Genomic DNA, 25208 nt, shown 5'->3' on the forward strand with positions numbered 1-25208 from the left:
TAGGCGGCTGGTGTACGCTTCGATCGCATGCACCATGGCGTCGATGCCCGTGGCAGCTGTCACGGCGGGCGGCAAGCCCAGGGTCAGGCTGGCGTCGAGGATGGCCAGGTCCGCATACAGTTGCGGCGCGACCACGCCCATCTTGCTGGTGGCGCCCGTGGTGACGATGGCGATGTGCGTCACTTCCGAGCCCGTGCCGGCCGTGGTCGGCAATTGCACGAGGGGCAGGCGCTGGCCGTGAACATTACCGATGCCATACAGTTGCGCCAGTTCCTGGTGGCCCGGCGCCAGTACGGCGATCAGCTTGGCCACGTCCAGCGAGCTGCCGCCACCGAGGCCGATAATCAGTTCCACGTGAAACATCTGCGCCTGGGCCACGCCAGCCAGTACGATGGCTTCGGGCGGATCGGCTTGCACGTCGGAAAACACGTGGACTTCGATGCCGGTCGCTTGCAAGCTGTGCAGGGCGGCATCGGCCAGGCCCGTGCGCAAAAAGCCTGCGTCGGTGACGAGCAGGGCGCGGCGTACGGTCGGGAAGTGGTGGGCGATGTGCGTGCCCAGTTGGGCGGCGGCACCCGGTTCAACGATCAGATGGGGCACGGTGCGGAACTGGAAGGCGGACATGCAGACTCCTGACAGTGAGGACAGAAGCCAAGCTTACTCCGCTTTTCCACACCGCGCCTGTTTCACGTGGAACCAGATACGTCGCTCACTCCCAGTCCAGTGCGCCTTTCTTCCATTCATACACTAGTCCGATTGTCAGCACGGCGAGAAAACCCATGACGGCCCAGAAACCGGGCAAACCCAGTTCGTTGACATTGGCCGCCCACGGCATCAGAAAGATGACTTCGATATCGAACAGGATAAACAGGATGGCGACCAGATAGAAACGCACGTCGAACTTCATGCGCGCGTCGCCGAATGCTTCGAAGCCGCATTCGTACGGCGACAGTTTTTGTGCATCCGGTTTGTGTGGACCGAGCGCACGGCCCAGCAGCATGGGTACGATGCCGACGAGGATGCCGATCAGAATGAACAGGAGGACGGGAAAATAGTTTTCGAGGAGCATGGGGATTCCTCTCAGTGGCTGGACGACAGTTTCATCAGCACGATGCCGCACACGATGAGGACGGCAGCGCATACGCGCATGGTGTTGACTTGCTCGCCCAGAAAAACGATGCCGACGATAAAGGCGCCGACGGCGCCGATGCCCGTCCAGATCGTATAGGCCGTGCCCAAGGGCAGGGTGCGCATGGCCAGCGACAGCAAGCCGAAGCTGGCGATCATCATGACGATGGTAATGACGGAGGGAGTAAGTCTGGTGAAACCCTCGGAGAGTTTCATCGAGTATGCCCACACGACTTCAAACATGCCGGCAATGAGTAACAGTATCCAGGCCATGGCGGCTCCTTATACAGAGCGGGCCGTCCCGGTGTGTTCCCATGATGGGGGAGGCCGTCCTCCTGGATGATCGTCCCGCTGGCCACTGGCGTGGCCACGGATGCGGACGATGCGGCAATTGTAGCAAACATTTCACCCTGCCGCAGCCCGACGCAGTGCCCTGTCTTGGCAGCGCCGCGTGTTCCACGTGAAACAAAAATCGCCGTCGGCTTGCCCTTGCTGAGTAAAAATTAAGCAAAAAATGGCCCGTGGAAGGTTGCGCTTGCAAAAAGACTCTATAATCGGAGCTCTCTTCCCGCATTTTTACTTGCACTGTTACCTATTTATCATGTTATTTCCTACAGAATTCGACGTCATTGTTGTCGGCGGTGGTCACGCCGGTACCGAGGCGGCCCTCGCTTCCGCCCGCATGGGGCAGAAGACGCTATTGCTCACGCATAATATTGAGACACTGGGCCAGATGTCGTGCAATCCCTCCATCGGCGGCATCGGCAAGGGCCACCTGGTCAAGGAGGTCGATGCCATGGGCGGTGCGATGGCGATTGCCACCGACGAGTCCGGCATCCAGTTTCGCATCCTGAACTCCTCAAAAGGCCCGGCAGTCCGCGCCACGCGCGCCCAGGCCGACCGTATTTTGTACAAGGCCGCCATCCGCACGCGCCTGGAAAACCAGCCTAATCTGTGGCTGTTCCAGCAAGCCGTCGATGACCTGATCGTCGAAGGCGACCGGGTCGTCGGCGCCGTGACGCAGATCGGCCTGAAGTTTCTCGCGCGCGCCGTCGTGCTGACGGCCGGTACTTTCCTCGACGGCAAGATCCACGTGGGCTTGAATAATTATTCGGCTGGCCGTGCCGGCGACCCGCCTGCCATCTCGCTGTCGGCCCGCTTGAAGGAATTAAAGCTGCCGCAAGGGCGCTTGAAAACGGGTACGCCGCCGCGCATCGATGGCCGCACGATCGACTTTTCCGTCATGCAGGAGCAGGCGGGCGACCTCGATCCCGTGCCCGTGTTTTCCGTGATGGGCAACACGGCCATGCACCCGCGCCAGGTACCGTGCTGGGTCACGCACACGAATAGCCAGACGCACGACATCATCCGCGCCGGCCTGGACCGCAGCCCCATGTACACGGGCGTCATCGAGGGCGTCGGCCCCCGTTATTGCCCCTCGATCGAAGACAAGATCCACCGTTTTTCGGGCAAGGAATCGCACCAGATCTTCCTCGAGCCGGAAGGCTTGACGACGCATGAGTTCTATCCGAACGGCATCTCCACGAGCTTGCCGTTCGACGTGCAGATCGCCCTGGTGCAGTCGATGAAGGGTATGGAAAACGCCCACATCCTGCGTCCCGGCTACGCCATCGAATACGATTATTTCGACCCGCGCGGCTTGAAAGCGTCGCTGGAAACGAAGGCCGTCGCTGGTCTGTTCTTCGCCGGCCAGATCAACGGCACCACGGGCTACGAGGAAGCGGCCGCGCAAGGCATGCTGGCGGGCCTGAATGCGGCCTTGCTGACGCAGGACAAGGAAGCTTGGGTACCGGGCCGCTCCGAGGCCTATCTGGGCGTGCTGGTCGACGATCTGATCACCCAGGGCGTGCAGGAGCCGTACCGCATGTTCACCAGCCGCGCCGAGTACCGTTTGAGCCTGCGCGAAGACAATGCCGACATGCGCCTGACGGAAATCGGCCGCACTTTGGGCTGCGTCGGCGACGCCCAATGGCAAGCGTTCGAGACCAAGCGCGAAGCGGTGGCGCTGGAACTGCAGCGCCTGCGTTCCACGTGGGTCAATCCGCGCATCCTGGCGGCCGCCGAGTCGGAACGCATCGTCGGCCAGGCCATCGAACGCGAGTACTCGCTGGCGGACCTGCTGTGCCGCCCGAACGTGGCCTACGACACCCTGATGAGCATGACGGGCATGGAAGGCCAGGCCTTGGCCGGCCCCGGTGTGATGGATCCCGCCGTGCGCGAACAGGTGGAAATCCAGCTCAAATACGCGGGCTACATCGAGCGCCAGAGCAAGGAAATCGAGCGCCACGAACACTATGAAAACCTGGCCTTGCCAGAAGGTTTCAATTACCTGGATATCGGCGCGCTGTCGGTCGAAGTGCGGCAAAAACTCGACAAGCAGCGTCCGGAAACCCTGGGCCAGGCATCGCGCATTTCGGGCGTGACGCCGGCGGCGATTTCGCTGCTGCTGGTGCACCTGAAAAAGCGCGGTTTTGGCGCTGGTCAGGCCGAAATACAGACCACCACTTTAAAGGACGAGGTTGTTGAATGAAGCAGTTTGACCGGGCCGCATTGGCCCAGATTTTGAATGAAGGCATCGCCGCGCTGGGACTCGATCTGAGCGCGGATCAGACGGAAAAACTGCTCGATTACCTGGCCTTGCTGGCCAAATGGAACAGCGTGTACAACCTGACGTCGGTACGCGATCCCCTGCAGATGCTGACCCTGCACGTGCTCGATTCGCTGGCCGCCGTGCCGGCGTTCGCGGATGCCAAGAATGTGCTCGATGTGGGCGCTGGCGGCGGCTTGCCGGGCATGGTCCTGGCCATCGCGCGGCCCGATATCAAGGTGTCGATGATCGACACCGTGCATAAAAAGACGGCATTCTTGACGCAAGTGAAGGCGGAACTGGGCTTGAGCAACGTCACCGTGTACACGAAACGGGTGGAACAGCTGGAAGTGCAGCAGAAATTCGACGTGATCACCTCGCGCGCCTTTGCCGACCTGTCCGACTTCGTCAACTGGTCGAACCACGTGCTGGCCGAGGACGGGCAATTCATCGCCTTGAAAGGGGTGGCACCGCCAGACGAGCGCGAGCGACTGCCGGCAGACTGGAAAGTGACGGAATTACGAGCAATCCAGGTGCCAGGGCTAAATGCAGAGCGTCATCTGGTCTTTATAGCAAGAATTTAAAGGCCGCAGAATTAAATGGTATAAATCATATAAACAGTTTATACCGTATAAATAATATAAACCGTATAAACGATTTATATCGTATAAATTAAATAAATAGTATAAATCGTTTCGGTCCAATGCCGGGGCGCACGATGAAGTTTGCATCTCTTTACAACTAGAAGATACATGGCCAAAATTTTTTGTGTAGCAAATCAAAAGGGTGGTGTTGGTAAAACCACAACAAGCGTCAACCTCTCCGCCGGTCTGGCCAAGTTGAACCAGCGCGTGCTGCTGGTCGACCTCGACCCGCAGGGCAATGCGACCATGGGCGCCGGCATCAACAAGGCCGGCTTGAAGGCGTCGACCTATGAAGTGATGCTGGGCGAGTCCGATGTCAAGACGGCACGCCAGCGTTCGGAGGCGGGGCGCTTCGACGTCTTGCCATCGAACCGCGAACTGGCCGGCGCCGAAGTGGAGATGGTCGAACTCGACAACCGCGAACGCCGCCTCAAGGATGCGCTGGCCGAAGTGGACGGCGAATACGATTTCATCTTGGTTGATTGCCCACCGGCATTATCGATGCTGACCTTGAACGGCCTGTGCGCCGCGCATGGCGTGATCATCCCGATGCAGTGCGAGTACTACGCATTGGAAGGCTTGTCCGACCTGGTCAACACCATCAAGAAGGTGCATGCGAACCTGAACCCGGATCTGAAGATCATTGGTCTGTTGCGCGTGATGTTCGACCCACGCATGACATTATCGCAACAGGTGTCGGCCCAGCTGGAACAGCACTTCGGCGACAAGGTGTTCAATACCATCATCCCGCGCAACGTACGTCTGGCCGAAGCGCCGTCGTACGGCCTGCCTGGCGTGACCTTCGACCCCAGCTCGAAAGGTGCCCAGGCGTATATCGCCTTCGGCGCCGAGATGGTCGAACGCATCAAACATATGTAAACAAGGGGCGGGCGTCTGCACTTCATGATGTAAGCGCTTACTCTGAAAACACGATTAGGACAGCATGGCTACGAAAAAATTAAAAGGATTGGGTCGCGGACTCGACGCCCTGTTGGGCGGCGGCGGTGGCGACTTCACCAGTCCGGACACGAATCAACCGTCGAACTTGCCCGTGTCGCAAATGCAAGCCGGCAAATACCAGCCGCGCACGCGCATGGACGAGGGAGCCTTGAACGAACTGGCCGCCTCGATCAAGGCGCAAGGGCTGATGCAGCCGATCCTGGTGCGCCCGATCGGGCAAGACACCTTGAGCGGCTTGGTGAAATATGAAATCATCGCCGGCGAACGCCGTTTCCGCGCTTCGCAACTGGCCGGCCTGACGGAAGTGCCGGTACTGGTGCGCGACGTGGACGACCTGGCTGCCGCCGCCATGGCGCTGATCGAGAACATCCAGCGCGAAGACCTCAATCCATTGGAGGAAGCGCAAGGCATCCACCGCCTGATCGCCGACTTCAGTTTTACGCATGAGCAAGCGGCCACGGCGCTGGGACGCTCGCGCAGCGCCGTGTCGAACCTGTTGCGCTTGATGAACCTGGCCGCTCCCGTGCAAACCATGCTGATGGCCGGCGATATCGACATGGGCCATGCGCGCGCGCTGCTGGCCGTCGATGCGGCCAGCCAGATCACCCTGGCGAACCAGGTCGTGGCCAAGCGCCTGTCCGTGCGCGAAACGGAAAAGCTCGTCACGCGCACGGTCGAGGAAGCGGCCAACCCGGTCGAGCCGCGGCAAAAGGAAAAGTCCGGCGACATCGCGCGCCTGGAAGAAGAGCTGTCCGATGCGCTGGCCACGCCCGTGGTGTTCAAGATGGGCAACAAGGGCCGTGGCCAATTGGTGATCGATTTTGCCGATCTTGACGTATTGGATGGTTTGTTGACCCGCTTGCGTGGTTAAATAGCAAGCTGCAAAGGCAGGGGCCATGCGGGTGTGGACAATCCGGCCATGCTTTCCGGATGCACCACGTGATTCCTTGATAACACGGCTGGAAGCGGCCAGACAAGCGGCTTTGCCATATAGTGGTGCAAAAGGCGGCGAATAGTCGGTAAAGCGTCAGTTTCACGCAGCAATTGCCCTGCTGCGGTGCAGCAACGTTTGACTCTATAGATCAAAGCCAACTATAATCCCGTGTCTTTGCGTGTGTAGATTTTTCTGGGAACTTGGCAATTGAGTGATTCACAACAAAGTATTGCCAAGCCAGTCTACAAAGTAGTTGCCTTGCAGCTAGCAATCGCTATCAGTTTTGCCACGGTCACCCTGTTTTTCGGTGGCAGTGTCAGAGGCTGGTCCGCCGCATACGGCGGCGCTATCGCAGTCATCGGTAGCCTGGTGTATGCCCTGTTGGTGGTTCGCGGTTCTAGCGACGCCAATAAGGCATTCCGGGCGCATTTGCGCGCAGAAGTGGTGAAAATATTTATCACAGCGGTGCTGTTTATATTGGCACTGGTGTTGTTTCAGTCGGCCGCCTGGTTATGGCTGATCTTGGGTTTCGCGGTGGCAACCTTAGCATACTGGTTTTCATTGCTCGCTGTTTAATCATTGGTTTTGGGGCCTGTTGAGCTCTGAAACGACAAATCTAAATTCATTATGACCACAGAACACGCTATTGAAGCGGGCCATGCTGCCCCGGCCAACGCCACAGAATACATCAGTCACCATCTGGCCCACCTGAGAAGTGCCGACGGCATGATCAATCTGGATACGTTCTGGATTTCGGCCATTCTGGGCTTTGTTTTCCTGGCTGTTTTCTATATGGCGTCGCGCCGCGCGACGGCTGGTGTCCCTGGCAAGTTGCAAAACTTCGTCGAAATGGTCATGGAAATCGTCAATGACACTATTAATGGGGCCTTCCACGCGAAAAGCAAGGTCATCGCGCCGCTGGCCATCACTATTTTTGTGTGGGTCTGGTTGCTCAACGCGATGGACTTCCTGCCGGTTGACCTGTTGCCGAAGATCCTGAGCTGGTTTGGCGTGCATAAACTGCGCGCCGTGCCGACCGCCGACGTCAACCACACCTTCGCCATGTCGCTGTCGGTCGTGCTGTGCGTGATCGCCTTCTCGATCAAGGCCAAGGGCCTGGGCGGCTGGATCAAGGAACTGTTCACGGCACCGTTCCATGCGAGCGGCCTGATCGGCACCATCGCCCTGGCACCTGTCAATTTCTTGCTGCAAATGGTTGAGCTGGTTGCAAAACTGATCTCCCTGTCGCTGCGACTGTTCGGCAATATGTATGCCGGCGAACTGATTTTCATCTTGATCGCGTTGTTGCCTTGGTGGGCACAGTGGGCGTTGGGTGGTCCATGGGCAATTTTCCATATCTTGATTGTAACTTTGCAAGCTTTTGTGTTTATGGCGTTGACGGTTGTGTATCTGAGCCTCGCGGTTGAGAAACATTAATCATTAACTTTATATTTTGTTTTTTTAGTATCTTTCGTTTTTAAATTTAGGAGAATTTTATGCAAGCTCTGATCGCACAAGTACAAAGCATGACCGTTCTGGCAGCAGCAATCATCATCGGCCTGGCCGCAATCGGCACCGCTCTGGGCTTCGCTATCTTGGGTGGCAAATTCCTGGAAGCTTCGGCACGTCAACCAGAACTGATGCCACAACTGCAAACCAAACTGTTCGTTATCGCTGGTCTGCTGGATGCTATTTCGATGATCGGCGTTGGTGTTGCTCTGCTGTACACGTTCGCTAACCCGTTCCTGTCCGCTCTGACGGCTGTTGCTCAGTAATTCGCTCCAACCCTAGGAGAAACTTTTAGTTAGGAGCAAAGGTATGGACATCAATATGTCGCTCATCGGCCAGATGATCACCTTCGCGGTGTTGGTCTGGTTCTCGATGAAGTTCGTATTTCCAGCGCTGAACAATGCGCTGGATGAGCGTGCCAAACGAATCGCGGATGGATTGGCTGCGGCCGATCAAGGTCAAGCTTCGATGGCAGTCGCTGAAAAGCGTGCGCAAGAGGCATTGAACAGTGCACGTGAAGAAGCGTCGCAACGCGTTGCGGACGCTGAAAAGCGCGCGCAGCTGGTTGCTGAAGAGATCAAGCAAAATGCACAAGCTGAAGCTACGCGTATCATTGCGCAAGCCCAGTCGGACGCCGAACAGCAACTGTCGAAAGCACGCGAACAATTGCGCGCTCAGGTGGCTGACCTGGCTGTCAAGGGTGCCGAGCAGATCTTGAAGCGTGAAGTTAACGCTACGGCTCACGCCGAAATGTTGCAGCGTCTTGCTGTCGAGCTGTAATCATGGCAGAACTCGCAACCGTCGCCCGTCCCTACGCGGAAGCTTTGTTCCGCGTAGCCCAAGCTGGTAAGGAGTCAAGCAACCTCGCGGCGTGGTCCGAGCTGGTGTCCGAACTGGCACAGATCGGTAGCCACCCCGAGGTACAGGCGTACGCGCGCAATCCGAAAGTTTCGGAAAGCGACGTCGCCGCCACCATCCTGTCGTTGTTGAAATCGCCGCTCAATGAGGAAGTGAAAAACTTCGTCACGATGTTGATCGAAAATGGCCGCATCAGCCTGCTGCCGGAAATCGGCGCGCAATTCCATGCCTTGAAAAATGGCCTGGAAGGTGCGGCTGACGCCGAGATCACGAGCGCTTTCGATCTGAGCGAAGGCCAAACGGCCGAGCTGGTCGCAACGCTGGAAAAGAAATTCAGTCGTAAGCTCAACCCTGCCGTCACAGTGGATCCATCGCTGCTCGGCGGCGTGCGCGTGGTCGTTGGCGACCAAGTGCTCGATACCTCGGTGCGCGCCAAGTTGCAGCAACTGCACGCTGCACTGGTGTCGTAAGACACGCGCTTCGGCAGGCCAGCTTAGACAGACCCTTACCCCTCGCGCAAGCTGAGAGAAACACTTTTAGGAGTTAGTATGCAACTCAACCCATCTGAAATCAGCGAGTTGATCAAGAGCCGGATCCAAGGTCTTGACGGCGGCGCTGAAGTGCGTAATCAAGGCACGGTTATTTCCGTCGCCGACGGTATCTGCCGCATCCACGGTTTGTCGGACGTGATGCAAGGCGAGATGCTGGAATTCCCAGGCAACACGTTTGGCCTGGCAATGAATCTGGAACGCGACTCCGTCGGTTCCGTGATTCTGGGTGCCTACGAGCACATCTCCGAAGGCGACACGGTGAAATGCACCGGCCGCATTCTGGAAGTGCCAGTCGGTCCTGAGCTGCTCGGCCGCGTTGTCAACGCACTGGGCCAGCCGATCGACGGCAAAGGCGCCATCGAAACCAAACTGACGGCCGCGATTGAAAAAATCGCACCGGGCGTGATCGCCCGTGAATCCGTTTCGCAACCAATGCAAACCGGCCTGAAGTCGATCGATGCGATGGTTCCAGTTGGCCGCGGCCAGCGCGAACTGATCATCGGCGACCGTCAAACCGGCAAGTCGGCTGTGGCGATTGATGCGATCATCAATCAAAAAGGCCAGGGCATGAAATGTATCTACGTCGCGATTGGCCAAAAAGCCTCGTCGATCAAGAACATCGTGCGCTCGCTGGAACAGCACGGCGCGATGGAATACACCATCGTTGTCGCCGCTTCCGCTTCGGAATCGGCCGCCATGCAATACATCTCGCCGTACTCCGGTTGCGCCATGGGCGAATACTTCCGTGACCGCGGTGAAGATGCACTGATCGTCTACGATGATCTGTCCAAACAAGCTGTTGCATACCGTCAAATCTCGCTGCTGCTGCGCCGTCCACCAGGTCGCGAAGCGTACCCAGGCGACGTGTTCTACCTGCACAGCCGTCTGCTGGAACGCGCAGCACGCGTGAACGCCGACTACGTCGAGAAGTTCACCGACGGTGCCGTCAAAGGCAAGACCGGTTCCCTGACGGCGTTGCCGATCATTGAAACGCAAGCTGGCGACGTGTCCGCATTCGTTCCAACCAACGTGATTTCGATTACCGACGGTCAGATCTTCTTGGAAACCTCGCTGTTCAACGCCGGTATCCGTCCTGCAATTAACGCCGGTATTTCCGTATCGCGCGTCGGTGGCGCCGCCCAGACCAAGGTCATCAAAAACCTGTCCGGCGGTATCCGTACCGACTTGGCGCAGTACCGTGAACTGGCCGCATTTGCGCAGTTCGCTTCGGACCTGGATGAATCGACCCGCAAGCAGCTGGACCGTGGTGCCCGCGTAACGGAATTGCTCAAGCAAGCCCAATACTCGCCACTGTCGATCTCGCTGATGGCCGTATCGCTGTTCTCGGTGAACAAAGGCTTCATGGACGACGTGCCAGTCAAGCAAGTGCTGTCGTTCGAAGCTGGTGTCCACGCTTACATGAAGACCAAGCAAGCTGCTCTGCTGGCCAAGATCGAAGAAACCAAGCAACTCGACAAAGACAGCGAAGCAACTCTGTCGGCGGCCATTGCTGATTTCAAGAAATCCGGCGCATATTAAGCGGCCAGGCGGCGCCCACCTCGAGTGAGGCGCCGCCCTACGCGCAGAAGGAGTAAGGACTCATGGCATCAAGCAAAGAGATACGAGGCAAGATCAAGAGCGTAGAGAATACGAAGAAGATCACCAAGGCGATGGAAATGGTCGCCGCGTCCAAAATGCGCAAGGCGCAAGACCGGATGCGGGCCGCCCGTCCCTACAGTGACAAGATTCGGAATATCGCCGCCAATCTGGCGACCGCCAATCCGGAATACACGCACCCGTTCCTGGCAGCTGCCCAGGGTACGCAAGCGAAGGCAGTGGGTTTCATCGTTGTCACGACCGACAAGGGTCTGTGCGGCGGCATGAACACCAACATCCTGCGCCAGGTGACGTCAAAGTCGCGCGAGCTGGAAGCAGCTGGCAACCGGGTTGAAGCAGTTGCCATCGGTAACAAGGGTTTGGGTTTTTTGAATCGCATCGGCGTCAAGATCGTCGCCTCTGCCATTCAAACTGGTGATACGCCCCACCTGGACAAACTGATCGGACCTGTCAAGGTCATGCTCGAGGAGTTCCAGGCAGGCAAGATCGATGCAGTGTACCTGTGCTACACCAAATTCATCAACACGATGAAACAGGAACCAGTCGTGGAGCAATTGCTGCCCCTGACGGCCGACAAGATGGTCGCCGACAAGGGTGCTCACTCGTGGGATTACATCTACGAGCCGGACGCGCAAAGCGTGATCGACGAATTGCTGGAGCGCTATGTAGAAGCGCTGGTGTACCAGGCAGTCGCGGAGAATCTGGCGTCCGAGCAATCGGCACGGATGGTCGCGATGAAAGCTGCAAGCGACAACGCGGGTAGTGTGATCGGCGAATTGAAGCTGATCTACAACAAGACCCGCCAAGCTGCGATTACCAAAGAACTCTCCGAAATCGTCGCCGGTGCGGCTGCGGTTTAAACGAATTTAACTATATTGAAGGAACGAACATGGCTGATGGCAAAATCGTTCAGTGTATCGGCGCTGTGGTGGACGTTGAGTTTCCCCGCAACGCGATGCCTAAGGTATTTGATGCCTTGAAGATGGCAGGCTCGGAACTGACCCTGGAAGTACAACAGCAGTTGGGCGACGGCATTGTCCGTACCATTGCACTCGGCTCGTCCGATGGCCTGCGTCGCGGCATGATGATCCAGAATACCGGCAAACCTATCATGGTGCCAGTCGGTAAAGCAACCCTGGGTCGCATCATGGACGTGCTGGGCAACCCGATCGACGAATGCGGCCCAGTGTCGCACGAGCAGATCGCGTCGATCCACCGCACCGCTCCTGCATACGACGAACTGTCGCCATCGCAAGAACTGCTGGAAACCGGCATCAAGGTGATCGATCTGGTTTGCCCGTTTGCAAAAGGCGGTAAAGTTGGTCTGTTCGGCGGCGCTGGCGTAGGCAAGACCGTGAACATGATGGAACTGATTAACAACATCGCCAAAGCGCACAGCGGCGTGTCCGTGTTCGCCGGTGTTGGTGAGCGTACTCGTGAAGGTAACGACTTCTACCACGAGATGGCTGACGCGAAAGTGGTCGATCTGGAAAACCCAGAGAACTCCAAAGTGGCGATGGTCTACGGTCAGATGAATGAACCGCCAGGTAACCGTCTGCGCGTCGCGCTGACCGGCCTGACGATCGCTGAATCGTTCCGTGATGAAGGCAAGGACGTTCTGTTCTTCGTCGACAACATCTACCGCTTTACGCTGGCTGGTACCGAAGTATCGGCACTGCTGGGCCGTATGCCGTCGGCTGTGGGTTACCAACCGACCCTGGCTGAAGAAATGGGCCGTCTGCAAGAGCGTATTACGTCGACCAAGACCGGTTCGATCACCTCGATCCAGGCCGTCTACGTTCCAGCCGATGATTACACCGATCCGTCGCCTGCTACCACGTTTGCTCACTTGGATTCGACCGTTGCGCTGTCGCGTGACATCGCTTCCCTGGGTATCTACCCAGCCGTGGACCCACTCGATTCGACCTCGCGTCAGCTGGATCCGTTGATCGTTGGTCAAGAGCACTATGATACCGCGCGTGCCGTGCAAACGACCCTGCAACGCTACAAGGAATTGCGCGACATTATCGCGATTCTGGGTATGGACGAGCTGGCACCGGAAGACAAACTGCTGGTCGCCCGCGCACGTAAGATGCAGCGTTTCCTGTCGCAGCCTTTCCACGTCGCTGAAGTCTTTACCGGCGCGCCTGGTAAATACGTTTCGCTCAAAGACACGATCAAGGGCTTCAAAATGATCGCTTCGGGCGAACTCGATCACCTGCCGGAACAAGCGTTCTACATGGTCGGCACGATCGAAGAAGCAATCGAAAAAGCCAAGAAACTTAACTAAGTTAAGTCTGGGCCTAACCCCGCCCCTCAGAAGGCGGGGTTCTTCAACCCGATAGGACACACATGGCACACACAATTCACGTTGACGTGGTTTCCGCTGAAGAACTGATTTTTTCAGGTGAAGCAGAATTCGTCGCGTTGCCGGGTGAACAGGGCGAGCTGGGTATCTACCCACGCCACACGCCTTTGATTACCCGCATCCGTCCGGGCGCGGTCCGCATCAAGGTAGTCGGCCAGGCAGAAGAAGAGTTCGTCTTCGTCGCCGGCGGCCTGCTGGAAGTGCAACCGGATACCGTGACCGTCCTGGCCGATACCGCGATCCGCGGTCACGACCTCGACGAAGCGAAAGCGCTGGAAGCGAAGAAGTTGGCGGAAGAAAATATCCACAACAAGGATTCGGGCATCGACTACGCGCAAGCGCAAGCCGAGCTGGCCAGCGCGATTGCGCAACTGGCAGCGATCCAGAAGCTGCGCAAGATTTAATCACTGCGCCGCGCAAGAAAGGCAGCCTTCGGGCTGCCTTTTTTTTCAGCAAACGAATTTCAGTAAAAATTAGCGGCGCTTGTCCTTGCCCCTTTCCAGTCCCGCTTTCAATACCGTCTTCCACTTGGCGCGCGCGGCGATGCGCTCGAGCGGCGTTTCCTCGCTGCGGCGCGCGTCGCGCAGCAGCTTGTGATAATTGCGCAGGCGGTCCCCATCGACGGCGCCACGCACGGCACAACCGGGTTCGCTCGCATGCCGGCAATCGCGGAACTGGCACGCCGCCGCCAGCGCCGCGATGTCGTCAAAGGTAGCGGCCAGCGTTTCCGCATCGGCATCGGCACGCCAGCTGCGCAGGCCCGGCGTGTCGATGATGCAGGTGCCGCTGGCGCACAGGTGCAGCGAGCGCGCCGTCGTCGTGTGGCGCCCGCGCCCGTCGCCATGGCGCACGCCGTTGGTTGCCTGCTCCACCGCGCACAAGGTATTGGTCAGGCTGGTCTTGCCGGCGCCCGATGAACCGAGCAGCACCAGGGTCTGGCCGGCACTCAACCACGGTTCCAGGATGGCCACGTCATACGCATGGCGCGTATCGATGGCAAACAGGGGCACGTGGGGCGGCAGGCGCTGTCTGAGCTGCGCCAGCTTGCCCGGCACGTCGTCGGCCACGTCGGCCTTGCTCAGCACCACCACGGGGCTGACCTGGGCCGCCAGCACGATGGCCAGATAGCGCTCGAGGCGGCGCGGATTGAAATCTTCGTCCAGTCCCATCACCAGCAGTGCCGTATCGACATTGCTGGCAAGCAGTTGGCGCCGGCCGTCATTGCCGCGCCGCGCGATCTGCGTGACTGGGGATAAGTGCGCCGTTATCCACAGCGTGCCGTGGCCATCGTATTCGGCGGCGACCCAGTCGCCCACCGTGAGGATGGTGTCGCGTTCCTGCAGTTCGTGCAGCAGGCGCGGCAGGATTTTTGCCGGCTGTTCCAGGAGGCCATCGTGCACGATGATGCTGTCGCGGTGCACGGCGCAAACGCGCATCAGCTGCGCGGTGGGGGAAGAGATGTCGAGTTGGGTGGCTGCGCTGGCGATGGCCTGCTGCAGCCCGATAAGGCGTAGTTGCGCAAAATCGAATGCGATCATGGTAGCGTGATTCCAAATTCTGTCGTCCGCGTGCGGACATGTAGCCTGCGCGTGCAGGCACCGCCAGTCGCTTTGACTGGCACGAAAGAAGGGGAACGTCGGCTACGCGATCAGCGTATGGGGAAGTGCAGGCTAAAGGCTTAGCGGGGAAAAACGGTGATCAGGCAGCCGACAGCACGGCAGTATCCGAATGGCGCATGTTGTCTACTCCTGTTGTGTGATGGAAAACACCAGTGTGCCAGCGGCCTGCGCCGCCGTCAACAGAAGCTGTGGCTTAGCTGCACATGCCGTAAGCCTGGCGCTCGGGGAAATAGCGGTACGTAAACGTGCGCACCGGATAGCGCTTGCCGCCGACAAGCATGTCGGGCATCGACAGATCAAAGCGCTGCGGCAGCTGGCGCGGCAGTTGCAACCGCAGGCGCCACTGGGTTTCCTTGCTGTTGCCGACGGCGGAAAACATGATGGGCAGCTGCTCGATGACGTCGACGATCTCCGCCTTCTGGTTCATGCCGCGCTGGTAAATGGTGAGTATCTTGGCCTGCGCGAAGGGCGGCTGTTTCGGTTCTTCCAGCAGGAAGGACAGGCGCGTAAAACTGGCTTGCGTACCGACGGGCAAAGTAAAAATCAGCGCCAGCTCCGTGCCGCCTTCCTTCAGGGTGACGGGCGGCGTGGCATAGATGCTGATACCGCGCGGCAGCTCGAAACGCGAGCCCTCCGCCCACGTCTTGCACTCGGGCGTGGTGGCCTGGTACAGGCTGGGCGCCGTGTAGTCATCGCAGGCGGAAACCAGCAGCAGCAGGGGCAGGGCAAGGAGGGCGGAACGGCGCATGGGAGTCACGGTTGGGGGAATGAGCCGACAGTGTAAGCGATCCCCACGCGATCCACCAGCGGCGCTAGGAATGCCCGGGCGGCGCGCGCCGTACGGACTGCAGCTGGCAATGCGCCGCCTGCAGCGCATCCTTGATGATGTCGAGCGCCAGCTGCGGCCGCGCCGCGCCGCACATGAAGATGTCGACGGCGGCAAAGCCGACCTCGGGCCAGGTATGCAGCGAGATGTGCGACTCGGCCAGCAGCAGCACGCCCGTGACGCCCTGGCCCGGGCCAAAGCTGTGGAAATGGCCATGCAGCACCTGCGCGCCGGCCGCGACGGCGGCGTCGCGCAGCAGGCGCTCGAGCGCGGCGCAATCGCGCAGGCGTTCCGGCGCGATGCCCGACAGGTCGGCCAGCAGATGGATGCCCAGGGGCAGATGCGGTGTGGACGCCATGCTTATTTGTGACTCCCGCCACCGCCGCCGGAGCCGCCGCCATAACCACCGCCGTAGCTGCCGCCGCCGGTGCCCGTGCGCGAACTCCAGCTGCTGCCGCTGCTGCTGCCGGCCACCTTGAACATGCGCACCCAGTTGGCGGCCGTGACACTGAAGGTCACCATCAGGGCATAGATCACATATTTACTCATGGGGGATTCTTTGCATTCTTGTCGAGAAAAGCGGCAGGCAGGAACAGCGCCAGGCAGCCCAGCAAACTCCACATCAAGGTGCTGGAGAACGAGACAAACATTGGGATCGCATTCAAGACCAGCACGATGACGATGAAGACCTTGGCGATGCCGCGGTGGCTCAGCTGGATATTGTGCACCTGGTCGCCGCCATGGAAGGCGGCGCCGAACCAGGCGACCATCTGATCATAGGCGACGGGCACGGAGCGCGACCAGGTCATTTCCTCGCCGGTGATTTCTGCCGCCAGCTTGGTCTGTCCCTGCTCGAATTCATGCACGTGCGTGCTGTCGCCGACAGCCACTTTCCAGTTGAAGGCACCGGCCGCATACACGACTTGCGAGCCGTAGTCATACAGTTTGCGATAGGTGGCGCCATCGAGCTTGCAGGTATCGGCGTCCGGCGACGTCCAGTTGGGCCAGTTCGGCAGCACGTTCGAGCGCGACCAGCCATCGTCCGTCTCCACCAGCCAGAAGAAGCCGGCGCGCGCGTTGTACAGCAGGTATTCGTTCCACTCGCTGCCTTCGTCGTCGGCGCGGCGCATCATGCCGATCACCGTGAAGTCGACATTGCTGATCTTCGCGCTGGCACCCAGCTCTAGGGAGATGTCGGCGTTGTCGTGCACCTGCTTGCCGATGGCCAGCACCTGCGCTTCCGGGCCGCTGGCGTCGAGCTGCGCGTGGCAGGCGGGGCACACGAGTTGCACCGCCGCGCCAGGCACATAGTGGATGCCGTTGCCGCAGGAGGGGCAGTCGAGCGCATCGAGCTTGCCGCGATACTTGCCGGCGCTCTTGGCGATGGCATCGTCGTCGCGCAGCAGCTGGCACTTCAAACTGTCCAGGGTGACGGCGACGCCCTGGTAGACGACCGGTTGCGGGCCATCCGTGTAGTCGAGCGTGACAAAGCTGGCGTAGTTGCGGAAGTCCGCCACCTGGATGCGCCAGCCGGCGCCCACCTTGAACGGCAGTTCTCCCTGCCCGGCGATGCATTCGGCGCTGCGGATCTCGGCCGCCGTGTACGGCTCGCCGCAAATCGTGTAGCGCCTGCCCGGCGCCAGCTCGCCAAAGGCGGGCAGGGCGTCCTGCGTGCTGCGTTCGCGCGTCAGGGTGTACAGGCCGGACGAGTCGCCCAGCCAGGCGGTGCTGGCGTCATCGAACAGCAGATACCACTCGTTCCACGTGCCGGCGCTGTAGCGCTGCTGGATGCGGCCGACGACGGTGAAGTGCACGCCATCGTGCACGCCGGCCGTGCCGATCTGGATCGGTGAATAGTCTTCCAGGACGGCCGACATCTTGCCCACGTCCCTGACGGAATCGGCGTCCTTGAGGATGGTGCTGTGGCAGTACTCGCACACGGCGAGCACGGAAGCGTGCGAGCGGAAACGGACTTCCGCGCCGCAGCTGGGACAGGAAACAGTTTGCATGCAGTCGCGCTTAGCCGATCAGTTTTTTCAGCAGTTCAGCCTTGGCGCCGTCGTAGTCGGCCGGCGAAATGAGACCCTTGTCCAGCAGGCCCTTGAGTTTTTCCAGGCGCGCTTCGATCGGTTCTTCCACGGGGGCTGGCGGCGCGCCGGGCGTCGGCGCCGGTGCCTGCTGCTGCAGCGCGCCGCCCATGCTTTGCGCCATCACCTGGCCGATCGACAGTCCGGCGCCCAGTCCCGCGCCGATGCCGGCCATGCCGCCTTCGTTTTGCGCCGCCAGCGGGATCGCGTTGGCCACCTGGAATTTCGTGTAGCCGCTCATCTTGTCGGCACCCAGGCCACCCTTCATGCCGGCCGAGATGCGTTCGTCGAGCGCCGCCTGCAATTCCTCTGGCAGGCTGATGCTGGCCACGTTGAATTCATCGAGGCCCACGCCGTAGCGGGCAAACGCCTGCGCCAGGCCATCCTTGACTTCCTGCGCCATCAGCGCCTGGTTGGCCGCCATGTCGAGGAAGGGGACATTCGCGCCGCCCAGCGAGCTGGCCATGCTCGACATCAGAATGCCGCGCAACTGATCTTCCACCTCGTCGCGCGTATAGACTTCGCGCGTGCCGCTGATCTCGGTGAAGAAGGTGCGGGCGTCGGCGATGCGGTACGAGTACATGCCGAAGGCGCGCACGCGGATCATGTCGAAATCCTTGTCGCGGATGGTGATCGGCTGCGGCGTGCCCCACTTGCGGCCCGTCTGCACGCGGGTGCTGAAGTAATACACGTCCGATTTGAACGGCGAATCGAACAGCTTGTCCCAGTTTTTCAGGTTGGTCAGCAGCGGTAAAGTCTGCGTCGTCAGCTTGTGCGTGCCGGGACCGAAGACGTCGGCGATCTTGCCTTCATTGACGAAGACGGCGACCTGCGATTCGCGCACATTCAGGATCGCGCCGTTCTGGATCTCGAAATCCTGCATGGGAAAACGCCAGGCCAGTACGCCTTCCGTCTCTTCGTTCCACTGCAGTACGTCGATAAACTGCTTCTTGATAAAGCTGCCGAGGCTCATGATGGTATCCTTGAATGAGGTAAAACGTCAGGAAATGCAGGCGGCGTTGATGGCGCCGATCGACAGGGAAATGGCGGCCAGCAGGCCGCCGAAGGCGCTGTTGTTCGATTCGATCTGGTCCTTCGACATGCGCAGCAAACGTGTGGTGACCACATAGGCGAGCAATTGCACCACCATGGCGCCAAAGGCCCAGGCGAAGAATTGCTGGTAGCCGGCCGTGTGCATCAGGGACGAGGCGATGGTGGCGGAAAAGCCCAGCATGGCGCCGCCCAGCGACAGGGCCGCCGCCTGGTTGCCCTGGCGGATCAGCAGTACTTCGTTATACGGCGTGACACGCGTGTAGATGATAAAAAATACAATCAGCAGCGCGGCGGCCAGTAAAAGGTGGATCAGATAGTTTAGGATGTCGGGCACGGCATTCCTCGCAATGAGCATTTGATAACGTCAACGCATATTAGAACAAAAAAAGTCCAATGAACAAAAAGATTCTGATTTTGTCCGTCTTCGTGGTCGCCTCCTGCGGCCTCGCGTATGAACTGATCGCTGGCGCCATGTCCAGCTACCTGCTCGGCGACTCCATCCTGCAGTTTTCCACCATCATCGGCTGCTACCTATTCGCGATGGGTGTGGGTGCTCACTTTTCCAAGTACGTAAAGGATGACGACGTGCTTTCGCGCTTCGTCGACATCGAGCTGGCCGTGGGCCTGATCGGCGGCCTGTCGGCCGCCATCCTGTTCATGACGTTCTCGTGGATGGCCGCGCCATTTCGCACCTTATTGTATGTGATGGTGTTCCTGATCGGCGCACTGGTCGGCATGGAAGTGCCGCTGGTGATGCGCGCCCTGAACACGCGCCAGACGGAATTTTCCGAGCTGGTCAGCCGCGTGCTGACCTTCGACTACCTGGGTGCGCTGGCCGTCTCCCTGCTGTTCCCGCTGGTGCTGTCGCCGTATCTGGGCCTAGTGCGCACGGGCTTCCTGTTCGGCATGCTGAATGTGGGCGTGGGCCTGTGGAGCATTTATGTGTTCCGCGCCGAGCTGAAAAATCTCACGGGGCGTTTGCTGCGTGCCTGCGCCGTGATGCTGGTGCTGATCGCCGGCTTTGCCATGTCGGACCGCATGGTGGCCTGGGGCGAACACGGCCTGTTCGGCGACGAGATCGTGTATTCCACCACCACGCCCTACCAGCGCCTGGTGATCACGCACTGGAAGGATGATACGCGGCTGTACATCAACGGCAACCTGCAGTTTTCCTCGCGCGACGAGTACCGCTACCACGAGGCGCTGGTGCACCCCGTGCTGGAAGCGCTGCCGTGGGCGCGCCGCGTGCTGGTGCTGGGCGGCGGCGATGGCCTGGCGCTGCGCGAAATCCTCCGTTATCCCCACATCGAGCACGTCACCGTGGTTGATCTCGATCCCGCCATGACGGCCGCGTTTACCACGCGCCCGGAGCTGGCCAAGCTGAATAACAGTTCGTTCTCGGACAAGCGCGTCACCGTCGTCAATGCCGATGCCGCCGTCTGGCTGCGCAATAACGGTGACATGTTCGACGCGGCCATCGTCGATTTCCCCGACCCGTCCAGCTTCGCGCTCGGCAAGCTGTATTCGGTGCCGTTCTACGACCTGGTGAAAAAACACCTGGCGGCCAAGGGCCTGATGGTGGTGCAGTCGACGTCGCCGTTCTTTGCCCCGCACGCCTACTGGACCATCAATTCGACCCTGCGCGAAGTGGGCATGCGCACCTGGCCCTACCACGCCTACGTGCCTTCGTTCGGCGAATGGGGGTTTATCCTTGCTTCTCCCCAGCTCGACTACAAACCGCCCACCAGCTATCGCCTGCCCATGCGCTACCTGAATGCGGACACCACGCGCGAAATGTTCATCTTCCCGCCCGACATGCAGCCGCTGCCGATGGCGCCCAACCGCTTGAATACCCAGTCACTCGTGCATGAATTCGAGCAGGACTGGAACCGGGTGATCCGCTGATGCAGCGCCGCTCCTTCATGCTGTGGGCCGCCGGCGGCACTGCGGCGGCGGCCGCAGGCATCGGCAGCATCGCCGCCTACCTGCGCTGGCAGGAAATCACGCCGAAGGTGCTGTACCCGGGCCGCAGCGAGGGACATTATTTGCGTGAGCTGCTGCGCGAGCGCAAGGCGCTGCCGCCACCGTCACGCACCTTGCACACCGACGTGGCCATCCTCGGCTCGGGCATCGCCGGCCTGACGGCCGCCTGGCGCCTGAACAAGCTGGGGCACAAGGATTTCCTCATGATCGATGGCCCGCAGCCGTATGGCAACGCGGCTGGCGGGCAGTTCGGCGACCTGGCTTATCCGACCGGAGGCCATTATTTGCCGCTGCCGTCGCCCGAATCGACCCATGTGCGCGACATCCTGTTCGACCTGGGGATCATCCAGCGCGATCCGCAAGCGGAAAAGCCATATTATGACGAGCGCTACATCCTGCACGCGCCCGAAGAGCGCTTGCTGTTCAACGGCCACTGGCAGGACGGCTTCATTCCCACCGAAGGCGTGCCGCCTGCGGAACTGGCGCAGCACGAGCGCTTCTTTGCCGACGTGCGGCGCCTGCGCCAGGCGCATGGCAACGACGGCAAGCGCGTCTTCGTGTTCCCTACCGTGGAGTCGTCGCAAGACCCGGCCTGGCAGGCACTCGACACCATCACGTTAAAGCAGTGGATGGAGCGCGAAGGCTATACCTCGCCCACCCTGCACTGGTATCTGAATTACTGCTGCCGCGATGACTACGGCACGCGCTACGACCAGGTCTCGGCCTGGGCCGGCCTGCATTACTATTGCAGCCGCTGGGGCCAGGCGGCCAACGCGGGCAATGGCGCCTGGCTGACCTGGCCGGGCGGCATGCAACCGGTCGCCACGGCCATGGAGCAGGCTTCAGGTGTCCAGCGTCATGCGGGCACGGTGGTTTCCGTGCAGACGACGGACAAGGGCGTGGAGGCGCTGTGCCTGGAACTGGTCGACGGCCAGCCGCGCACCTACCTGGTCAAGGCGCGCAAGGCCATCTGCGCCATGCCGTTGTATGTGGCGGCCCGCGTGGTCAACAACATCGCCGGCTATGGTTTTGACGCGAAGCGCCACACGCCCGCGTATGCGCCGTGGATGGTGGCCAATTTTTTACTGAAACGCTTTCCCGACGAATTGCCGCATGCGCCCCTGTGCTGGGACAACGTGGTGTACCAGGAGCCTGGCCTCGGCTATGTCGTCTCGACGCACCAGGACATCCGCGTGCGCCCGCCCGAGAAAACCGTCTTCAGTGCCTACGTGGCCCTGTCCGACCGCACGCCGCAGGAAGCCCGCAAATGGCTCGACACGGCCACGCCCGAAGAATTGCTGGCGCTGGCCAGCGTCGATTTGAAGACGGCGTATGGACGCGATTTCGCCAGCTGCGTGGAACGGGTCGACATCACCGTACGGGGCCACGCCATGGCCGCACCGTTGCCCGGTTTTCGCAGTAATGCGGGGCTCAAGGCGCTGCGCGAGCACGATGGCGCCATCCTGTTCGCGCATGCCGATCTGTCGGGCTTTTCCGTATTTGAAGAGGCGGCGTGGTGGGGGGATCGCGCTGCGCGATTAGCCGCTGCATAAAAAAGGCCGGCGCAAGCGCCGGCCAGAGCCCCCTAAGGCTCGAACCTGTGCTTCCTTGTTCTTCTCATTTATTTTTATTAATGACGTCGATGAAGACGGCCGCCAGCAGCACCAGGCCCTTGATCACTTGCTGGTAATCGATGCCGATGCCCATGATGGACATGCCGTTGTTCATCACGCCCATGATGAAGGCGCCGATGACGGCCCCCATCACCTTGCCCACGCCGCCCGAGGCCGAGGCGCCGCCGATGAAGCAGGCGGCGATCACGTCCAGCTCGAAACCCGTACCCGCCTTTGGCGTGGCCGTGTTCAGGCGCGCGGCGAAGATCAGGCCGGCCAGCGCGGCCAGCATGCCCATGTTGACGAAGGTGTAGAAGCTGACCCGTTCCGTCTTGATGCCGGACAGGCGCGCCGCCTTCTCGTTGCCGCCCACGGCATACACGCGGCGGCCCAGCACGGTGCGGTTGGTAATGAAGGTGTAGGCGACGATGAGCAGCGACATCACGGCCAGCACGTTGGGAAAACCGCGGTACGACGCCAGCAGGTAGCTGAAATACACCATCACGGCGGCGAAGATCGCGTTTTTCAGCAGGAAGAAGGCGCGCGGTTCGTTTTCCATGCCGTGTTTCAGTTGCTTGGCGCGGCTGCGCAGCGAGGTGATGATCAGCGCCGCGGCGGCGATCACGCCCAGCAGCAGCGAAAAGCCGCGCAGGTTTTCGCCGCCGAACGGGTCAGGCAAAAAGCCCGAGCTGAGCATCTGGAAGCCTTCCGGGAAAGGACCGACCGACTGGCCAGCGAGCAGCGCCAGGGTCAGGCCCTTGAAGACCAGCATGCCGGCCAGGGTCACGATAAACGACGGGATCTTGAAGAAGGCGACGAAATAGCCTTGCGCGCCGCCGATGACGGCGCCGGCCAGCAGGCAGATGATGCTGGCGGCAACAAAATTCATGTTGTAGTTGACGATCAGGACGGCCGCCAGCGCGCCGACGAAGCCGACCACCGAGCCGACGGACAAATCGATATGGCCGGCCACGATGACCATCAGCATGCCCAGCGCCATGATGACGATGTAGCTATTTTGCAGCACCAGGTTGGTCAGGTTCAGCGGCTGCATCAGGGTGCCGTCCGTCATGTACTGGAAAAAGCCCATGATGACGATCAGCGAGAGCAGCATGCCGTAGTCGCGCATATTGTTCTTCAAAAAGCCGGCATAGCTTTTCGCTTGCGGCGCGGCCGCTGCTGCTGCCGGCGCGCCTGCTGTCAGTTTATTGTCCATTGTTTTCTCCGTGTGTAACGATCGCGCGCATGATTCGCTCCTGCGATGCTTCTGCCGCGCTCAGTTCTGCCGCGAAGCGGCCTTCATTCATGACATAGATCCGGTCGCACATGCCCAGCAATTCCGGCATCTCCGACGAGATCATGATGATGCATTTGCCTTCGGCCGCCAGGTCGCTGATGATGCTGTAGATCTCGTACTTGGCGCCCACGTCGATGCCGCGGCTCGGTTCATCGAGGATCAGCACGTCGGGGCGCGAAAACAGCCACTTCGCCAGCACCACTTTCTGCTGGTTGCCGCCGGACAGATTGACCACCTTCTGCGCCACGCTCGAGCAACGGGTCTTGAGCTTGCGACGGAACTCCTCGGCCACGCTGAATTCACGCTGCTCGTCGATCACCATGTGCTGCGAAATCGCATCGAGGTTAGCCAGGCTGGTGTTCTTCTGGATGTCTTCCTCGAGGATCAGGCCCAGGCCCTTGCGGTCTTCCGTGACATAGGCGAGGCCGTGCGCGATCGCCTTGCCGATGGTGCTGACGTCGATCTCCTGGCCATTCTTGAGCACCGTGCCGCTGATGCGCTGGCCGTAGGCGCGGCCGAAAATGCTCATCGCCAGTTCCGTGCGCCCGGAGCCCATCAGGCCGGCGATGCCGATGATCTCTCCCTTTTTCACGTGCATGTTGATCCCCTTGATGACGGGACGGTCGGCATGCTCGGGATGGAAGACGCGCCAGTCGCGCACTTCGAAAATGGTCTCGCCTATCGTCGGCGTGCGCGGCGGATAGCGGTCCGCCATTTCGCGTCCGACCATTTTTTCAATGATGCGGTCTTCGCTGACGGGCTCCACGCGGCAGTCGAAACTGTCGACCGTGTTCCCGTCGCGCAGCACCGTGATGGCATCGGCGACCCTTGAAATTTCATTGAGCTTGTGCGAGATCAGGATCGAGGCGATGCCCTGGGCTTTCAGGCCCAGCAGCAGGTCGAGCAGGGCCGCGCTGTCGCTTTCGTTCAGGCTGGCCGTCGGCTCGTCGAGGATCAAGAGCTTGACGTCCTTGCACAGCGCCTTGGCGATTTCGATCAGCTGCTGCTTGCCCACGCCCAGGTTGGTGATCAGGGTGTCAGGTGACTCTTTCAGGCCGACTTTGTGCAGCAGTTCGCGCGTCTTGCTTTGCGCGTATTCCCAGTCGATGACGCCCATGCGGGACGGTTCGTTGCCGAGGAAGATATTCTCGGCGATCGACAGCTGGGGCACCAGCGCCAGTTCCTGGTGGATGATGATGATGCCGATTTCTTCGCTGTCCTTGATGCCGCGGAAGTGCCGCGTCTGGCCCAGGTAATCGATGTCGCCCGTATAGCTGCCATGGCCGTAGACGCCGCTCAGCACTTTCATCAGGGTCGATTTGCCGGCGCCATTTTCGCCGACGATGGCGTGGATCTCGCCGCTGCGTACCCGCAGGTTGACATTGTCGAGCGCAACGACGCCCGGGAATGTTTTGCGTATCCCGCGCATTTCCAGGATAGTGTTCGTCATATAACCTCTCTGACACGGCCGCGCTGGTCGGCATCGGTCGTGCTGCAGTCTTGTTCTTGATGGTGCGTGAAGCGAAAGGCCCGGCAGCGCCGGGCCTTCAGTA

27 protein-coding genes are annotated in these 25208 nt (G+C 60.1%); 15 read left to right on the plus strand and 12 right to left on the minus strand.

The features are described from left to right. The 3 genes from ASN89_RS23410 to sugE all read right to left on the minus strand — a co-directional run. The coding region (locus tag ASN89_RS23410; RefSeq protein WP_152988666.1) for an iron-containing alcohol dehydrogenase at positions 1–624 on the minus strand (624 nt) is incomplete at its 3' end. A gap of 85 nt (positions 625–709) precedes the next feature. Continuing rightward, a complete protein-coding gene (locus ASN89_RS23415; protein WP_058050958.1) occupies positions 710–1069 on the minus strand; it encodes an NADH-quinone oxidoreductase subunit A in 360 nt (119 codons plus the stop codon). Between the two features lie 11 nt (positions 1070–1080). Beyond that, complete coding sequence (gene sugE / locus ASN89_RS23420) at positions 1081–1401, minus strand: quaternary ammonium compound efflux SMR transporter SugE (RefSeq protein WP_035823456.1); 321 nt, start codon at positions 1399–1401, stop codon at positions 1081–1083. A gap of 328 nt (positions 1402–1729) precedes the next feature. On the opposite strand from sugE, the gene mnmG reads away from it, so the two are divergent. The 13 genes from mnmG (at position 1730) to ASN89_RS23485 (ending at position 13581) form a co-directional block, all read left to right on the plus strand. Then, positions 1730–3679 (plus strand): tRNA uridine-5-carboxymethylaminomethyl(34) synthesis enzyme MnmG, encoded by a 1950-nt coding sequence (gene mnmG, locus ASN89_RS23425; RefSeq protein WP_046681847.1) that lies wholly within the window; start codon positions 1730–1732, stop codon positions 3677–3679. Further along, entirely contained in the window at positions 3676–4320 is a 645-nt protein-coding gene (gene rsmG / locus ASN89_RS23430; RefSeq protein WP_058050959.1) for a 16S rRNA (guanine(527)-N(7))-methyltransferase RsmG, read from the plus strand. The genes mnmG and rsmG overlap by 4 nt, the downstream gene beginning before the upstream one ends. Before the next feature lie 168 nt (positions 4321–4488). Further along, positions 4489–5259: a ParA family protein gene (locus ASN89_RS23435; RefSeq protein ID WP_034752687.1), complete on the plus strand. Its 771-nt coding sequence runs from the start codon at positions 4489–4491 to the stop codon at positions 5257–5259. Positions 5260–5323: 64 nt separating this feature from the next. Next, entirely contained in the window at positions 5324–6211 is an 888-nt protein-coding gene (locus ASN89_RS23440; protein WP_046681850.1) for a ParB/RepB/Spo0J family partition protein, read from the plus strand. Between the two features lie 270 nt (positions 6212–6481). Next, positions 6482–6850, plus strand: coding sequence for an ATP synthase subunit I (locus ASN89_RS23445; RefSeq protein ID WP_034752692.1), 369 nt, complete (start codon positions 6482–6484; stop codon positions 6848–6850). Positions 6851–6901: 51 nt separating this feature from the next. Then, positions 6902–7711 (plus strand): F0F1 ATP synthase subunit A, encoded by an 810-nt coding sequence (gene atpB / locus ASN89_RS23450; protein WP_046681851.1) that lies wholly within the window; start codon positions 6902–6904, stop codon positions 7709–7711. Positions 7712–7770: 59 nt separating this feature from the next. Next, positions 7771–8049, plus strand: a complete 279-nt coding sequence (gene atpE, locus ASN89_RS23455; protein ID WP_034752695.1) for a F0F1 ATP synthase subunit C — start codon at positions 7771–7773, stop codon at positions 8047–8049. 43 nt (positions 8050–8092) lie between these two features. After that, positions 8093–8563: a F0F1 ATP synthase subunit B gene (locus ASN89_RS23460; protein ID WP_058050960.1), complete on the plus strand. Its 471-nt coding sequence runs from the start codon at positions 8093–8095 to the stop codon at positions 8561–8563. Between the two features lie 2 nt (positions 8564–8565). Next, complete coding sequence (locus tag ASN89_RS23465) at positions 8566–9111, plus strand: F0F1 ATP synthase subunit delta (protein ID WP_034752699.1); 546 nt, start codon at positions 8566–8568, stop codon at positions 9109–9111. A gap of 78 nt (positions 9112–9189) precedes the next feature. Next, positions 9190–10731, plus strand: a complete 1542-nt coding sequence (atpA, locus tag ASN89_RS23470) for a F0F1 ATP synthase subunit alpha (protein WP_034752701.1) — start codon at positions 9190–9192, stop codon at positions 10729–10731. A gap of 62 nt (positions 10732–10793) precedes the next feature. Further along, entirely contained in the window at positions 10794–11669 is an 876-nt protein-coding gene (gene atpG, locus ASN89_RS23475) for a F0F1 ATP synthase subunit gamma (protein ID WP_046681852.1), read from the plus strand. A gap of 29 nt (positions 11670–11698) precedes the next feature. Next, positions 11699–13099: a F0F1 ATP synthase subunit beta gene (atpD, locus tag ASN89_RS23480; protein ID WP_034752705.1), complete on the plus strand. Its 1401-nt coding sequence runs from the start codon at positions 11699–11701 to the stop codon at positions 13097–13099. Between the two features lie 62 nt (positions 13100–13161). Then, on the plus strand, positions 13162–13581 hold the full coding sequence (locus ASN89_RS23485) for a F0F1 ATP synthase subunit epsilon (RefSeq protein WP_058050961.1): 420 nt from the start codon (positions 13162–13164) through the stop codon (positions 13579–13581). Positions 13582–13650: 69 nt separating this feature from the next. On the opposite strand, the gene rsgA is transcribed toward ASN89_RS23485, so the two are convergent. From rsgA to ASN89_RS23520, 7 genes are all read right to left on the minus strand, one after another. Next, positions 13651–14715, minus strand: a complete 1065-nt coding sequence (gene rsgA, locus ASN89_RS23490; protein ID WP_058050962.1) for a ribosome small subunit-dependent GTPase A — start codon at positions 14713–14715, stop codon at positions 13651–13653. A gap of 274 nt (positions 14716–14989) precedes the next feature. Continuing rightward, the gene (locus tag ASN89_RS23495; protein ID WP_058050963.1) at positions 14990–15544 is read right to left on the minus strand and encodes a hypothetical protein; all 555 of its coding nucleotides are present in this window, start codon (positions 15542–15544) and stop codon (positions 14990–14992) included. Between the two features lie 64 nt (positions 15545–15608). Further along, positions 15609–15980, minus strand: coding sequence for an adenosylmethionine decarboxylase (speD, locus tag ASN89_RS23500; RefSeq protein ID WP_058050964.1), 372 nt, complete (start codon positions 15978–15980; stop codon positions 15609–15611). 2 nt (positions 15981–15982) lie between these two features. Further along, positions 15983–16171 carry a hypothetical protein gene (locus ASN89_RS23505; protein WP_046681855.1) on the minus strand — a complete coding sequence of 63 codons (189 nt, stop codon included), beginning with the start codon at positions 16169–16171 and terminating at the stop codon, positions 15983–15985. Continuing rightward, complete coding sequence (locus ASN89_RS23510) at positions 16168–17631, minus strand: DUF4178 domain-containing protein (RefSeq protein WP_058050965.1); 1464 nt, start codon at positions 17629–17631, stop codon at positions 16168–16170. Before ASN89_RS23510 ends, ASN89_RS23505 begins: the two co-directional genes overlap by 4 nt. 10 nt (positions 17632–17641) lie before the next feature. Next, positions 17642–18682 (minus strand): SPFH domain-containing protein, encoded by a 1041-nt coding sequence (locus ASN89_RS23515; RefSeq protein ID WP_046681857.1) that lies wholly within the window; start codon positions 18680–18682, stop codon positions 17642–17644. 27 nt (positions 18683–18709) lie between these two features. After that, positions 18710–19096 carry a DUF350 domain-containing protein gene (locus ASN89_RS23520; RefSeq protein ID WP_082127519.1) on the minus strand — a complete coding sequence of 129 codons (387 nt, stop codon included), beginning with the start codon at positions 19094–19096 and terminating at the stop codon, positions 18710–18712. Between the two features lie 59 nt (positions 19097–19155). Here ASN89_RS23520 and ASN89_RS23525 point away from each other — a divergent pair, with 59 nt between their 5' ends. Both ASN89_RS23525 and ASN89_RS23530 read left to right on the plus strand, forming a co-directional pair. Beyond that, the gene (locus ASN89_RS23525; RefSeq protein ID WP_058050966.1) at positions 19156–20667 is read left to right on the plus strand and encodes a polyamine aminopropyltransferase; all 1512 of its coding nucleotides are present in this window, start codon (positions 19156–19158) and stop codon (positions 20665–20667) included. Further along, positions 20667–22298, plus strand: a complete 1632-nt coding sequence (locus ASN89_RS23530; protein ID WP_058050967.1) for an NAD(P)/FAD-dependent oxidoreductase — start codon at positions 20667–20669, stop codon at positions 22296–22298. The genes ASN89_RS23525 and ASN89_RS23530 overlap by 1 nt, the downstream gene beginning before the upstream one ends. A gap of 64 nt (positions 22299–22362) precedes the next feature. On the opposite strand, the gene mmsB is transcribed toward ASN89_RS23530, so the two are convergent. Continuing rightward, the gene (gene mmsB, locus ASN89_RS23535; RefSeq protein WP_046681861.1) at positions 22363–23574 is read right to left on the minus strand and encodes a multiple monosaccharide ABC transporter permease; all 1212 of its coding nucleotides are present in this window, start codon (positions 23572–23574) and stop codon (positions 22363–22365) included. After that, the gene (mmsA, locus tag ASN89_RS23540) at positions 23564–25105 is read right to left on the minus strand and encodes a multiple monosaccharide ABC transporter ATP-binding protein (RefSeq protein ID WP_058050968.1); all 1542 of its coding nucleotides are present in this window, start codon (positions 25103–25105) and stop codon (positions 23564–23566) included. Before mmsA ends, mmsB begins: the two co-directional genes overlap by 11 nt. Positions 25106–25208 lie beyond the last annotated feature (103 nt).

The organism is Janthinobacterium sp. Ant5-2-1 (assembly GCF_001445815.1).
GTDB classification, from domain to species: domain Bacteria; phylum Pseudomonadota; class Gammaproteobacteria; order Burkholderiales; family Burkholderiaceae_D; genus Janthinobacterium; species Janthinobacterium lividum_E.